We start from the raw sequence: 14,449 nt of genomic DNA on the forward strand, positions 1-14,449 counted from the left end.
AATCATGAAAAAACATATTCTATCCCTACTTATTCTGTTCATGGCATCCTCAATGGTTGTCGTGGCGCAAAACGACAATATCAGCCCTGCCAGAAAGCAAGCCATTGACTCCCTTGCATTGGAGAAGGTGAAAGACTTGAGCAAATACATCAGTATCATTGGAAGCAAGGAGACTCAGTTTTCTGAAGCAACGAGAGTGATGGATAGAGCAGAGGAGTTATTTGCGCCCGACGCTGAAATGGGTGTTTCTTCGATAAACCGAAGTGAAATCGCTTACTACAAAGTGCGTAGATACTTTGAGCGATTGATGGCACTTAATTACGATCGGGTGAATATCAGCTGGTATGACATTCATTATATTAGCGACCTCGAGCGGCAGCCTGACGGCCGGTATGTAGGTGTAATTACCATCTATCAGCGATTCGAAGGTACTTCCGTGGAAGCTGGATTAAATTACAGAGATACAACTAAAAAGGACATCACAATCTACGTGGAGAAAAAGCAAACACAGATCGCCGGTAGAACCATCGAGTTTTGGGATGTGATGCTTGGAGACGTGAGGGTGACTGAGACTTCCGCATGAAATTAAAAATTGTTCTGTTATTCTTATTTATTTCATCCTTTCAGCAAGTTCCGGGGCAAGTATTAAACAGCTCCGGAACACTGAAGGACGATGGTAGGTTCGCAGCATCTACCAAACAAGTCAATCAATTCTTTAGACGATTTAATGGAGAGGAAAGTAAAGAAGGCGATAGGCGGTATAATCCTGGAGATGAAAATTACCGAAATAGGGAGCTGAGAAGGTCGTTCATCAATATACTTTTCGACAACGAAACCTCCGATCTTCCCGTTGAATTAAAACGGGAGTTTCTAAATTATGTAGTCTCCGAGAGTTATCCTCAATACCTTAGCTTTCATGGAGGAGAATGGTTTGCAGAGGCAACAACCGTTTTTACCTATGGAGGCAGATCGCACGATGTGATATTGTTCTTGAAATTGCAACCGCAGGGACTAGGGTATGAATGGGTAATAGAAAATGTACTATTTGATCCATTTAAATCTGCCTTTAACAAGCCGCAAGGGGACGATAAGAAGTTCCTTCATCCTTTGAGTCACGAACTTGGGTTTATGAACCTGAGGAAGGCCATTCAGGATGATCCTAAGCCGGAATCCTATACCCCCAAGGAATTCAGGCCGGATTACTTAAGCCTTTTTATTTATGAAATTAAAAGAGGCGACTTGAAGTTCGTGACGGTAAAGGATGTTAAGTACCATTTCTTTCAAATTGACAAATGGTACTTCGAGCTTTCGCAATTTAACAGACCTGGATTTAATACCGGATGGCTGATATCAAATTTGGTGAAACTCTCCGAAGGGGACAAGGAACTAGTTTTGGAATACATTTATGACAATAACTAAAAACATCAAATATTTTTTTGTGGGGTGTTTGTTGCTGGGTTCGCTCAGTGTGCAGGCACAGGATATTCCCGGTTTTACCAAGCAGGAAATCAAAGACTTAGCGCAGGAGGTCGAAGAGCAAGTTAGGTTTCTTCAGTACCTCCTAAATACTGTGGGAAGTGAGGAAAGCCTTGCCCGAGACAAGGATGTGATCATTCGGGAGAGCTATAAGAAGATTTTCCGTGACGACAACGTGCAGGTGGAGGATGATCTTCTGCTAGATAGGAAGGTGATTACCAATAAAAATGTCACTGCCTATTTTAAGGATGTGGAATTTTTTTTCAAAGATGTATCCTTTCAGTTTAAGGTGAAGGAAATAAAGCCTAAACTCAACGATAAGGGAGAACTTTTCTTTGAAGTGGCTATGGACAGGACATTATCAGGTACAGGCATTAACGGCGAACCAATTGAAAATACTAAAAATAGGTTTGTAGAAGTTAATTTTGACCAGAAATCCAAGGAACTTAAAATCGCTAGCATGTACACTACAAGGCTAAGCCGCGATGAGGAGCTTACAGAATGGTGGAGTACGTTATCATATGAGTGGGGCAACTATTTCCGGGAGCGATTTGGCATTCTCGAAGAAGACTCCGTAACCGTAGATGACCTTTATCGGATAAGTGGGATTGATTCATTGGACCTTTCAGGGAATCCCCTCATCATAGACCTTAGCCCCATTGAGGCACTGAATGAGTTAAAATACATTGATATTAGCCACACCAACATTCGAGAGCTTGCCCCGATCAGCAATGTAACGTTTCTTTCTTACCTAGATATCTCCAATACGCCTACTGAAGAAATTCAGTTCATAAAGTATTCCGATCGGTTGACTCACCTGAACCTCTCACACACAGGGATTAAGGATATAGACGATTTGCTTAACTTGAAAAATCTTGTAGACCTTCGTCTTGCAAATACGAGTTTGTTAGGGTTTGGTGTATTGAATCAATTTGTCGCGCTCGAAAACCTCGATTTGGAGGCAAGTGGATTTAATAATATTGAAAATATTAATGGGCTAAAGCGGCTCAAATCCCTTAATTTGAAGGATAACTTTTTGATTAACTTCGGATTTCTTTCGGAGCTGACCGCATTGGAAGATATTAATCTGGAGGGGACCAATATTCTCGACCTGAGTCCGCTCGCAGAGCTAAAGGAGCTTTGGAAAATAAATATAAATGGGACAGAGGTGAGTTCCTTGGCCGCACTGAATGGGTCGGTGAATATTCGGAGAATTTACGCAGATAGGTCAACCATTTCGGAACAAAGTGCAGATGAATTTGCAAGGAGGAATCGAAGGATTCTTTTGATCCATAACGTGGAAAATCTCCAAACGTGGTGGGAAACGCTTCCTGAGGGTTGGAATAAGGCACTTAGCGATCTTTTTCCTAGTATGAATTTTCAAAATCCTTCCATTGAAGAACTTTCTGAGTTGGTTGGGATAGATTCCTTAAATCTTTCCGGTTCGGAAGTGACGAATCTTAGGCCGGCGTTAAAGTTTAAGAAAGCATTCTTTTTGTCCATAGATCAGACAAGGGTAGCCGATCTCACTCCTTTGGTAGAGATGAAGACATTGACCACCCTTAGTGCAAACCAAACCCCCGTGGCAGGCCTAGAACCACTCGGTGGACTAGCTGCATTGGAGCGTCTTTTCCTGAAGGGTACCAAGGTTACGAATATCGATCCGATAAAAGAACTGGTCAATTTGAGGTACGTGGATATTGACGCAACAGAGGTCGCTGCGTGGGATGCAGAGTCATTGGCAACTATTTTGCCCAATGCAACGATCGTGTACAGGACAGAAGAACTACATTCTTGGTGGGAATCACTCGATAATCATTGGCAGGATATTTTAAAAAGTCAATTTGAGATTTCTGAGACGCCTACTTCGGCCCAGTTGCATGCTATGACGGCCCAGGACGGTGTGCGGATAGAGGATTCCGAGGTGTTGAATCTAGAGCCTTTACTGGTCTTTTTTAATTTAATACACCTCTCAATTCACAATGCGCCCTTGCAGGATATAAGCGCGCTTACTCGGATGGAAAATTTAGGGTCACTGAGAATGTCCCAAGTTCCGGTCAAAGACTTGATACCGCTTTCAGGTTTACTCTTCTTGGAGGAGTTGGATCTGTCCAATACGGGTGTGGAGGACCTTCGTCCAATTGCAGGACTTAGTAGGCTGAAAAAGCTAGTGCTTTCTGGAACAAATATTTCCCGCTTGAGGGGATTGGAGACGTTGTACGATTTGCGGGAACTGGACATCGCTAGCACAAACGTCAAATCTATCAAGCCTATAATGCATCTTATTAATTTAGAAAGATTGGTTTGTTTTAATACGCGGCTGAATCAGCGGGCTATTGACAATCTGAAAGAAGCAAATCCTACTTGTGAAGTAAGGTATTATTGAGGGGTTGTTATTTTTAATTTTACTTAAAGCCAAGTAGGTATTAATTGCTTTATTTTTAGATTAACTTATTTTTTTTTGTTTTTAATTTGGGTCATCAATGATAATAAAAGTTTATATTATTTTTTATGGTTTCTCGGACTCATCGATTAGTTTTTGATGAGTTTAGCCGATTCGCTTAAATTTTCGGTAAAGCCGAAAAAAAACTCCTGTTTGAGCGCAATTTCTAAAATTATCTTCTTAGCTTTAACTCATAGAAACAGTTGCTAATCAGAATTTTCTTGGAAAGCGGTTGATAGGTACGTTCAGATTGAGTTTTAGAATGATAGATTTGTGTTTTGTTGGTGTCCTTTTTAGGATGATCTGACCGATTGTATAGGTCCAAGTTATTTTTCAGGTTTGCAAAGTCCCGTATCAGAGAAATAAAATGTATACTGTTATGAAAAAAAACCTTCATTACGTATTCCAGGGTTTGTTGATATTGTTGTTGGGAGGTGTGTCACTTGGAGTCTTTGTTCAATGTGCTCCTCAGGAGCTGGATTTAATTCCTCCGTTTCAGCAGATCACGGAAGATTTCGATGAGGTTAACGACCTTCCCGGTGTAGATGATCCAGAGCCTAATATCGAGGACCCTGATTACGAAGACGTTGGTCCTTCGGATGAAGTAGGAAATCTTTTAGAAGAGGTGATCCTTTTTTCGGAGGAGGGCAGAGTAATTTCAGAGCCGTCCAGAAAGGCACTTCGTGAGCTAAATGACGTCCTAAAGCAGGAAAATACCGGTTCTGATTTGCTTGTAAATTTAGACTTGGAATTTTTGATCAAGTTGATGAATCCGGAAAATGAAATCGACTCGGAATTGGAACAATTCCTCAATGAATTTTTTGCGAAGGCAAATGTGGATATCCCATTGCCGCTAATTCCAGAGTACGGTCAGGTAACTAGCGTGGAAGATATTGCTGCAAGGTTACAGACCGAAGGCTCGTTATTGGCCGGCTTGCGCCAGAATAATGGAGGTCAGGGAAATCAAGGCCAGGGGAATCGACCTTCTGATTTATATTCCTCTTGCGTAGTGGAGGCCAATGAAGCGTTTCAAACAAGATTGGCTGACCTTACCGCACAGTTGATAGAGCAGGAAGACGAAATTAATGGAAATTACCTGCGCAGAGCCTACGACGCCGAGGAGCGGCTTATTGAACGGAATATCTTGGTGCATGAACTACTCATGGAGCAATTGGTTGAGCATCAAACCACTATCACTTCGATAATGCAAGCAGCTACGAGAGCGGTGAACCACGGCGATCATGAGTTGAAGGAAGATTTACTCGCATTTGCTTTGGTTTATGCAATTTATATCAGAAATCAAATGGGTGCTTGGTACCTCGGTAGCTTGGCGTACAATTATGTTTTTTATGAGGCCGAGTTGGATAGCATCAAAAAGATCCGTGATAATGGCATCGCTGCCATCAAAGCGCATTATGAGGAAGCAATCGCCCATGCAGAGGCAGTACTAAATAACGCCATTCAAGTTTACTGCCACAATCAGGGTTCTGGGGCCTGATATTCATGAATTCCATTCTCAAACATTTGATAGGACTGCTCTTGGTTATTGGGAGCAGTCCTTTGTTTGCCCAGATAGAACTGAACAATGTCAGTGTTGGAACTGGTTTGTGGAATAGAACCTATGCTGGTGTAGATGAGCGTTCCTTTTTGATCGGGTATGAACAGGCGTCCACTTATGTGAATAGGAGCTTGATTCCGTTTATTTCGGCAGAATTGAATGTCTGGCAGGGATTTGCCATTGATGCACGGATCGGGTATTGGCGAAAGGTACTGGAATCCCACGGACTCCTCGAAGGTGATTTTCGGATTGCAGAGCAATTGGATCAACGTATTGTGCCGCTTTATGCTGGAGTGGTGTATAATTTTCCTGATATCATTCCTAAGTACCTCAAGGGATTTGCAGGGGGAGGAATTAGCCGCTACTTTATTGACAACCGGTTTTCTAGGAAGGTTGAAGATGGCCTGGGGGATATAGAGGCCGAACCGTTCCGTGGCAACAATTATGGTGTCAATGGGAAGGTTGGTATCGAATACCTTTTTCCTGAGTTTGTGAGTCTCGTATTTGAGGCTAGGTACCACCGCGGATTCTACCATCAAACGACGGTACTTTCAGGGGACTTGGTAAGTCCCGCTACGCAGCGTGTGGATTTGGCGGGCCTCGAATTGGGACTTGCGGTTCGGTACACCATCAGTTATTGATAGAACAGGATAGTAAAATGAGGTTTATTGTTCTTATAGCATGCTGTTTTTTGATCTCCAGGCAGGTGACTGGACAGGAGTCAGTTACTTTGAACCGGCTTAGGTCTGCGGGATTTGAACAGGTCTCGACGGCGATTATAGCCAAAGATCAACAGGTGTTTTTTTGGGAGCATAGAAATTTTAGAAGTCCCTACCACAGCTTGAAATGGGCCCGAAATCATTTAGAAGAGACCGATTCAGTTTTTTTTGTTCCATTGTATATGAATAGACCCATGGGCGTATACGATGCAAATACCTTTCAATATAGTCCTGTATCTGATGAGATTGCCAATCAGTATAAAAACCTGAATAGGCCTTTTGCCGGCTACCGCTGGAACTTTCGAATTAGCCCGGATTTTTCAGCTAGATTTGGCGATTTCGAAACCCCTTTCCGGTCTAGAACCAATGTAATTGTTGACACAAGGGTATTTATTTTACCAGGACTTAGTGTGCAGACGGGCATGCTGATACCCATTCAAAATAATCTGGGCCAATTTGGTGCCTATGTTCGCCTGTCTCCCAGTCACCTGAATTATTTTATCTCTCCATTTAGGCACCATTTTTTGAGTCTTACCGCTGGGACCTTTTTCCAGGATCGCTACGGGGTGGATGTGCAGTACCGGTACGACGATTTTAATAAGCGATGGAATATTGGCGTAGAAGCGTCGCTGACGGGTTATTATTTTATTCCAGGTCTAAGTCTCTACACGGAGTCATTGAATCAGCTCAGGATATTGGGAGACATCGAATACCGGGTGATGCCTTGGAATGTCACTACCAAACTCAGCATTGGTAGATTTTTGGGAAATGACGACGGTATTCGTTTTGATATAATCAAACAATACGGTCTGATTGATATCGGCTTTTTTGCAGCGGCTACTCGAAATGGAACCTCCGGTGGCTTTCAATTTGCCTTTCCATTGTTTCCCGGAAAACTACTTAGGGGAAAAGGGTGGGAAATAAGAACGACGGAAGAATTCCGTTGGGAGTATAATTATACCTATGAAGCTCCCATTGGTAGGAAATTTCGCCTTGGTATGCCGCGTTTGGCGGATGAACTGCGGCAGTACAACAGTGAATTTATCCAATCTTTAAAGCGTTAGTCCAACGCTTTCGTGTCCAATCTAGTTGTCTCCGTCCTGTTTTTAAGCGAGTACGATTACCATTCCGCTAATGCCTGATAAACTAAATGGACCGGAAATCCCATAACGGTATAAAAGGATCCCTCAATCTTTTCCACCGCTACGTATCCAATCCATTCTTGGATTCCATAGGCGCCAGCCTTGTCAAACGGTTTATATCGATGCACGTAATACCGGATTTCTTCCTCTTTGAGCTCTCTGAAGTACACCGTGGCCAGGTCTTCGATCAAAACTGTTCTGTTTTGGTCAAAGATTGACACGGCTGTGATTACCTGGTGCTTTTTCCCCGATAGAGAACGAAGCATTTCATGTGCCTCCTGCATCGTTTGAGGCTTATTTAGGATTAATCCAGCGGCTAGCACTACGGTGTCGGCAGTGATCAGTATCTCTCCCTCTCCGATAACAGAGGCATAAGCGGCAGCTTTTTTTGAGGCCAAATAAGCCGCTACTTGGGTTCCTTCCATATCTGGCGGAAATGACTCGTCAACGGGTAACGTTTTCACGGTAAATTCGATGCCGAGCCCTTTCAGCAGTTCACTTCTCCTTGGAGAGTTTGATGCCAAAATGATTTTTTTGTTCGAAAGGCTCAGCTTTCGAAGAGGTGAATCCGTCACTTCGTTTTGCGGGATTTCCATCTGGAATGGGGTTTGTTTTGAATCGGGCTATTAGGTGCGGTTGAAGGTGTATTTTCGGACAGCTCCTTCCAATACACTGCAAATGCGGCCATCAATTGCATTTCCTCTTCGCTAAATTTTGGTTGAAGCTCAGCCGGATCAAAGTGGGTTTCCACAAATTTGGTAGTAAACGCACCCGACCTAAACTCCGGATGGTCCATCACAAATTGGCAAAACGGAATGGTGGTCTTGATACCCGTGATCTTAAATTCAGTCAGTGCCTGTTGCATTTTAGCAATTGCCAACTCCCTCGTTTGGGCATGTACCGTTAGTTTGGCGATCATGGGGTCATAGTAAATGGGGATTTGCATCCCTTCCTCAAAGCCGTCATCGACGCGTATGCCCGGACCCTTTGGCGGTGCATAGGTGACCAACGTACCTGTGTCGGGGAGAAACTGGTTTTCAGGATCTTCGGCGTAGATGCGTGCTTCGATAGCGTGCCCGTTGATATGCAGTTCTTCTTGCGTAACGGAGAGAAGGTCTCCCTCGGCAATTTTGACCTGCTCTTTGACCAGGTCCAATCCGGTAATACATTCTGTAACGGGGTGCTCTACTTGCAGGCGTGTGTTCATCTCCAAAAAGTAGAAATCAAGGTTCTTGTCAACAAGAAACTCGACGGTGCCGGCTCCGTAATAATTGCAGGATTTGCCTACCAGAATCGCTGCATCACCCATTTTCGTTCGTATTTGCGGCGTCAGGATGGGGGAGGGAGCTTCTTCGATGACTTTTTGATGGCGCCGCTGAATAGAGCATTCCCGCTCAAAGAGGTATACCATATTGCCATGCTGATCACCTAGAAGTTGTATCTCGATATGCTTGGGTGATTCAATGTATTTTTCAATAAAGACAGCAGGGTCGCCAAAGGCAGATCTCGCTTCTGAGGTAGCCCTTGCCATTTGATCGTCAAATTCTTGCGCATTCCTTACAATGCGCATTCCCTTTCCTCCACCTCCCGCACTAGCCTTGATAAGAATAGGGTAACCGATATGGGCAGCGATTTCTTTGGCGTGTGCTACCTCTTCAATCGGTTTGTCCGTGCCCGGTACCAAGGGAATTCCATAGGCCGAAACGGCCTTCTTAGCTTGCAGCTTGCTCCCCATTATGGCAATCGATTCAGCAGATGGTCCCACAAAAGTGATTCCTGCGGCAGTTACTTTTTCAGCAAATTCCGCGTTTTCGGATAAAAAGCCATATCCGGGATGTATGGCATCCACTTGCAAGTCTTTGGCAACTTGAATAATCTTGTCCATGCATAAGTAGGATGCTGAGGCCTGGGCCGCTCCAATGCATACCGCTTGGTCTGCCGCCAACACATGAGGTGACTCTCTGTCAGCTTCACTAAAAACCGCCACTGTCTGAATACCCATCTCTTTCACAGACCGGATAATCCGTAGGCTAATTTCTCCGCGGTTTGCCACCAGTAGTTTTCGTATTTTCATAAAAGCGCTTCTAATATCCCCCCTAGGCCGCTTCTTGCGGTATTGTTGGTTGCGAAAAGGGGCGTGGCTAAACTAACCAAATTTCATCGGTAAACGGAAAGAATCCGCTAAAAGTAGCAGTTTTTTTGCGTCCAAGTGGATTTTGTGTTAGTTTTGAGGGTTAAAATTCAAGCCATTTTGAATTTTGGTTTTGTTATACAAAAACACTTATTGCATTGGATCTATTCGAAAAGTTACAGACCAACCTAGGCCCTTTGGGCAAGCATTCAGGTAGGTCAGAAGGGTATTTTATGTTTCCGAAATTGGAGGGCGAAATAGCCCCAAGGATGAGGTTTCAGGGAAAGGAAGTGCTTACCTGGAGCTTAAATAATTACCTTGGTCTGGCTAACCATCCGGATGTAAGGAAAGTAGATGCAGATGCTGCGGCCAAATGGGGTGCTGCCTATCCAATGGGTGCCCGAATGATGTCCGGACAGACTGATCTGCACGAGAAATTGGAAGATGAACTGGCCAAGTTTGTAGGCAAAGAGAAGGCCTATGTGCTTAACTACGGTTACCAAGGAATAATGAGCGTCATCGACTCGTTGGTAGATCGAAAGGATGTGATCGTATACGATGCAGAGTGCCACGCCTGTATTATCGATGCGTTGCGCATGCACATGGGTAAGCGGTTTGTGTATCCTCACAATGACATGGAAAACCTCGAAAAGCAACTAAAGCGCGCGGAGAGGCTTACGTCCGAAACCGGAGGAGGTATCCTGGTAATTACCGAGGGCGTCTTTGGTATGACCGGCAATATGGGGAATCTCAAAGATATCGTGGCGTTGAAGCAAAAATATTCCTTCCGAGTATTGGTGGACGATGCCCACGGCTTTGGTACCATGGGGGCCACCGGTGCAGGTGCTGGAGAGGCGCAGGGCGTTCAGGATGAAATTGACCTTTATTTTTCCACTTTTGCCAAATCCATGGCAGGCATTGGTGGCTTTATAGCCGGTGATGAACAAGTGATATTGTATCTAAAGTACAATATGAGGTCTCAGATCTTTGCCAAATCGCTTCCCATGATCTATGTAGAAGGGACTCTTAAGCGGTTGGAAATGCTGAGAACCATGCCGGAACTGAAAGAAAATCTTTGGAAGGTAGTGAATGCGCTGCAAAACGGACTTCGGGATAAAGGGTTTAGTATAGGGACCACCACGTCTCCTGTCACGCCTGTAGTTCTTAATGGTACCGTAGGGGAGGCTGCCACGCTTAGTAAGGACCTGCGGGAAAACTACAACATTTTCTGTTCCGTGGTTATTTATCCAGTGGTACCTAAAGGGATGATCATACTCCGATTAATCCCCACTGCGGTACATTCCTTGGAAGACGTAAAGGAAACCATTGCAGCTTTCGAGGCGATCAAGGAAAAGCTTGCCAGCGGCTATTATAATCAAACCGAATTAGCAACTTCATTTGGTGAATAACCAAAACATCCCATAAACCTTTATAAACTTTAATACTTTTGTCTATGAGCAGATTTAGTGAAATCAAGGACTTGGTAATGTCCTTGGAAGCCGATTTCGAGAAATTCTATGAAAAGAAGAACCAAGCAGCGGGTACTCGTGTAAGAAAAGGCATGCAGGATTTGAAAAACTTGGCCCAGGATATCCGCAAGGAAGTACAGGATATCAAGAACGCAGAGTGATAAAAAAGGACGGTCAGGTTTTCTTGACCGTCCTTTTTTTTGGAAAAGGGAAGGATTTGGCTGTTTTCCAATCCGATACGGGACTACGAGAATTAAGTTATTGTTGGATGATATAACCGTCTTCCATTTCGATGATGCGGTCGGTGCCCTTTGCGAATTCCGGATCATGGGTTACGATCAGCATGGTTTGATGAAATTCGGATGCAATCTCTTTAAAAATATTAAACACAATATCCGAGTTTTTTTTGTCTAGATTACCGGTGGGTTCATCTCCCATAATGATAAGGGGATCGTTCATTAATGCCCGGGCAATGGCCACCCGTTGTTTTTGCCCACCGGAAAGTTGGTTGGCCTTTTTCAATGCATGATCCTGCATGTCAAAGATGCGTAGTTTATCCATCGCAATTTGTTCCAGTTCCTCGCGGGGTTTTTGATCAAGTTTCAGTCCGGGAATCATCACGTTTTCTAACACGGAAAATTCATTCAGTAGGTAGTGAAACTGGAATACGAACCCTATCTTCTGATTACGTATGGCAGAAAGGTAATTGGCGGATTTTCCGGTGATCAGCTCTTCATCTATGCGGATTTCTCCTTCGTAGTCGGTATCCATGGTAGACATAATGTATAGCAACGTGGATTTTCCACACCCAGATTTCCCCATTACGGACACAAACTCCCCCCGAGTCACCCGAAAACTTACATCCTTCAATACCCGTGTTTTGTCGGGGCTATAAAAATACTTATTTACGCCATTGGCTTCCAATACAGGTTTTTCTTTCATAATACTTTAGGCATGGTAGATGGAAAAAGCCTGGTTTCCTTTCGACAGAAATAGGCGCTGATAAACCTCTCCGTATTCAACGGGCTTGTTCTTGCCGTCGATGCTTTATCATTTGCCGCGGATGATCTCCACGGGATCTACACCACTGGCCTTCCGTGCAGGGAAATATCCCGCAAAATAGGTGGTGATCAAACTGAAGATCCCCCCTATCACATAGTATCTTGGATTAAAGTCCACCGGGTAGGTTTTTACCGTAGGAAGGGCCTCTGTTTCGAAGGGGATTCGCTCTATCCCTAGGCCGGCCAAAAACCCAAATACCAGACCAATAGCCCCTCCAATTATACCAATCGTCAGTGCTATTGCGATAAAGATGCGGTTTACGTCGGTTCCGGAGAATCCAATAGCCTTTAAGATGGCAATGGTATCCATTTTTTCATAAATCATCATGTTCAATATATTGTAAATGCCGAAACCAGAAACTACCAGTAGGGTAATTCCAACCGCGTAGCTAATCAACGAACGCACTTGTGTCCCCGTTTCAAATTGGGCGTTTACTGTCTGAATGTCGTCTGCATCGATCCGAAAGATGTCCCGGTACTCCTCGGCCATAGAAGGAGCGAGGTTAAAGTCGTTTAATTTTACCTGAATATCCGTTATGAAAGAGTTTGTTTCTCCCAACATTTTTTGTACCGTACTAATGGAGGCGAAGCTTTGCACGTTATCCAAGTCGCCGAGACCGGATTGAAAATAACCCACTACCTTGAGTTGGACACGATTACCCTGTGAAGTGGTCGCCTGAATAACGTCTCCTATGGCGGCCATCATCTTATCAGCCAGACCTTTGCCTAAGATAATGCTGTTGGAAGTATTTTTGAGATCCAAGTAATTGCCTTCTGTCACATAGTCTTCGAAGGCAAATAAGCGGGTTTCAGCTTCCACATCAATCCCGTCGATCACGCCCGTTATGTCAATGGTTCCCACGTTAAAGAACACTTGCGCCGAAAGTTTCGGGGCCACCCCGAGCACCCTCGGATCTTCGTTTAGCGTACGAATGATCGCTTCGTTGTTGTATAAGTGCTGCCGGGAGGCTGTGGGCTTGATAGAGCGGATGATGTGATAGTAAGCGTCGAATCGCTCGTCAGACTCGATGGGCTGATTTGGACTTGGTTTTATGTCATTATAAAAACGGATGTGGGGCGTTCTGTTTAGAATCAGGCCATCCAATAATTTATTGAGTCCGTTCATAAAGCCCAGTAGCGCAACAAACATCGTAATACTGAATACCACTCCGGTCGCTGCAATGGCTGTTTGCTTAAACCTCGCAATCATCAAAGATCGCGCAATGTGGAAAATCAGATTTAGCTTCATATGCCGGGTTTTTTTACGGCGGTGTTTTTATCTATACCAGAAAGAATCTCCGCCTTCTGATAGTCTTTTAACCCAATCTGGATTTCCAACGTATCGCCATCCGTAGTCAATACGAATTTGTCCGAAAGAATAAATGACCTGGGAAGAACCAAGGCATTTTCTTTGGTCTGTATAAGTATATTCGCTTCCAATGTCAGGTTTGGGTACAGCGTGTGAGGTTCGTCAACGAAAACTCCCTCCACGGTAAAGCTTTTGCTGCGTTCATCCATTAGGGGATTGATCTTGGACACCACTGCTTCAAAGGTCTTTCCACGATAGCTATCCATCGTAACCAAGATTCGCTGTCCCCGTTTGACTTTGGCGATGTCAAATTCGTCTACCTGCATTTCCAGGATAAATTCCGTATCGCTGCCCAATACGGCCAATGGGGTTTGGGCATTCACCATTTCTCCCTTTTCTTTCAAAAGGGCGTAGACCAGGCCCTTTACTTCACTCTTGAGGACCAGTTCGCTCTCAAGGGCGGTAGAAATCGCCAGATTGGTAGCGGCACTTCTTTCGTTAAATTCCAGTTCCCTCTTCAGCTCGACATAGCGGAGTTGGAGCCCCTCATACGTGGCTTTGGAATTTTCAAAAGCCAATAACCGCTGTTCCAATTCAACGGCGGTACCGATTCCCTGACTGCTTAGCCGCTCTTGCCTTCTGTACAGAAGGGAGTCATTGTGGTACTTTGTTTGGGTATAATTGATGCTGATTTCCAAGTCCTTTAGCTTACTCTCGTTTGCTTTCCGGTCTGCAAACGCGCGGTTAAGCGCTGCGTTTTCCCGGCTTAACTTGGTCGATTGGTTGTATATGGAAAGAATTGGCGTGCCGACTTCTACCGTGTCACCTTCTGATACAAATAGTTCCTGAACAGTACCGGTAGCATTAACGTAAGCTTGGTATTGGTATCGGGCCTTAATCAATCCAGAAGCAAAAACGGATTCCGATAGGTTTTCTATTTGCGGATATGTCTGTTCTTCCGAAGACCCGCAGGAAAACAGGAAAAACCATACCAAGTGCCCATAATGCAAGCTGTTCAATTTCATGCTGACCAGTTTTATAGGGTGAATTTAGCGTTTAATGGACAGACTTTATAACAATTCATTGGAAATTGAGGGCATTTGAATTTAAAAGTTCCCAAACCGGTTTTGCAATTGAATTG

General features: G+C 44.2%; 13 protein-coding genes. 8 read left to right on the forward strand and 5 right to left on the reverse strand.

Annotated features, from left to right (window positions below; genetic code table 11):
- Nucleotides 1-4 precede the first annotated feature (4 nt).
- From IAQ59_RS15305 to IAQ59_RS15330, 6 genes are all read left to right on the forward strand, one after another.
- Nucleotides 5-583, forward strand: a complete 579-nt coding sequence (locus tag IAQ59_RS15305) for a hypothetical protein (RefSeq protein ID WP_209331705.1) — start codon at nt 5-7, stop codon at nt 581-583.
- A complete protein-coding gene (locus IAQ59_RS15310; RefSeq protein ID WP_209331706.1) occupies nt 580-1,419 on the forward strand; it encodes a hypothetical protein in 840 nt (279 codons plus the stop codon). Before IAQ59_RS15305 ends, IAQ59_RS15310 begins: the two co-directional genes overlap by 4 nt.
- The gene (locus IAQ59_RS15315; RefSeq protein WP_209331707.1) at nt 1,406-3,862 is read left to right on the forward strand and encodes a leucine-rich repeat domain-containing protein; all 2,457 of its coding nucleotides are present in this window, start codon (nt 1,406-1,408) and stop codon (nt 3,860-3,862) included. Before IAQ59_RS15310 ends, IAQ59_RS15315 begins: the two co-directional genes overlap by 14 nt.
- A 436-nt stretch (nt 3,863-4,298) precedes the next feature.
- Entirely contained in the window at nt 4,299-5,417 is a 1,119-nt protein-coding gene (locus IAQ59_RS15320) for a hypothetical protein (RefSeq protein ID WP_209331708.1), read from the forward strand.
- A gap of 5 nt (nt 5,418-5,422) precedes the next feature.
- A complete protein-coding gene (locus tag IAQ59_RS15325) occupies nt 5,423-6,118 on the forward strand; it encodes a hypothetical protein (RefSeq protein WP_209331709.1) in 696 nt (231 codons plus the stop codon).
- Between the two features lie 17 nt (nt 6,119-6,135).
- Nucleotides 6,136-7,260 carry a YjbH domain-containing protein gene (locus tag IAQ59_RS15330; RefSeq protein WP_209331710.1) on the forward strand — a complete coding sequence of 375 codons (1,125 nt, stop codon included), beginning with the start codon at nt 6,136-6,138 and terminating at the stop codon, nt 7,258-7,260.
- 56 nt (nt 7,261-7,316) lie between these two features.
- On the opposite strand, the gene IAQ59_RS15335 is transcribed toward IAQ59_RS15330, so the two are convergent.
- Together IAQ59_RS15335 and accC are read right to left on the reverse strand one after the other, a co-directional pair.
- Complete coding sequence (locus tag IAQ59_RS15335) at nt 7,317-7,934, reverse strand: Maf family nucleotide pyrophosphatase (protein WP_209331711.1); 618 nt, start codon at nt 7,932-7,934, stop codon at nt 7,317-7,319.
- Nucleotides 7,910-9,412 (reverse strand): acetyl-CoA carboxylase biotin carboxylase subunit, encoded by a 1,503-nt coding sequence (accC, locus tag IAQ59_RS15340; protein ID WP_209331712.1) that lies wholly within the window; start codon nt 9,410-9,412, stop codon nt 7,910-7,912. Before accC ends, IAQ59_RS15335 begins: the two co-directional genes overlap by 25 nt.
- 215 nt (nt 9,413-9,627) lie before the next feature.
- On the opposite strand from accC, the gene IAQ59_RS15345 reads away from it, so the two are divergent.
- The gene (locus IAQ59_RS15345; RefSeq protein ID WP_209331713.1) at nt 9,628-10,878 is read left to right on the forward strand and encodes an aminotransferase class I/II-fold pyridoxal phosphate-dependent enzyme; all 1,251 of its coding nucleotides are present in this window, start codon (nt 9,628-9,630) and stop codon (nt 10,876-10,878) included.
- A 44-nt stretch (nt 10,879-10,922) separates the two neighbouring features.
- Complete coding sequence (locus tag IAQ59_RS15350; protein ID WP_209331714.1) at nt 10,923-11,099, forward strand: histone H1; 177 nt, start codon at nt 10,923-10,925, stop codon at nt 11,097-11,099.
- 97 nt (nt 11,100-11,196) lie between these two features.
- On the opposite strand, the gene IAQ59_RS15355 is transcribed toward IAQ59_RS15350, so the two are convergent.
- The 3 genes from IAQ59_RS15355 to IAQ59_RS15365 all read right to left on the reverse strand — a co-directional run bounded on the left by IAQ59_RS15355 (nt 11,197) and on the right by IAQ59_RS15365 (nt 14,333).
- Complete coding sequence (locus tag IAQ59_RS15355; protein WP_209331715.1) at nt 11,197-11,880, reverse strand: ABC transporter ATP-binding protein; 684 nt, start codon at nt 11,878-11,880, stop codon at nt 11,197-11,199.
- Nucleotides 11,881-11,988: 108 nt separating this feature from the next.
- Nucleotides 11,989-13,248 (reverse strand): ABC transporter permease, encoded by a 1,260-nt coding sequence (locus tag IAQ59_RS15360; RefSeq protein WP_209331716.1) that lies wholly within the window; start codon nt 13,246-13,248, stop codon nt 11,989-11,991.
- Nucleotides 13,245-14,333: an efflux RND transporter periplasmic adaptor subunit gene (locus IAQ59_RS15365; protein WP_209331717.1), complete on the reverse strand. Its 1,089-nt coding sequence runs from the start codon at nt 14,331-14,333 to the stop codon at nt 13,245-13,247. The genes IAQ59_RS15360 and IAQ59_RS15365 overlap by 4 nt, the downstream gene beginning before the upstream one ends.
- Between the last annotated feature and the right edge of the window lie 116 nt (nt 14,334-14,449).

It is taken from the genome of Lunatimonas salinarum (assembly GCF_017811155.1).
Taxonomy (GTDB): Bacteria; Bacteroidota; Bacteroidia; order Cytophagales; family Cyclobacteriaceae; genus Lunatimonas; species Lunatimonas salinarum.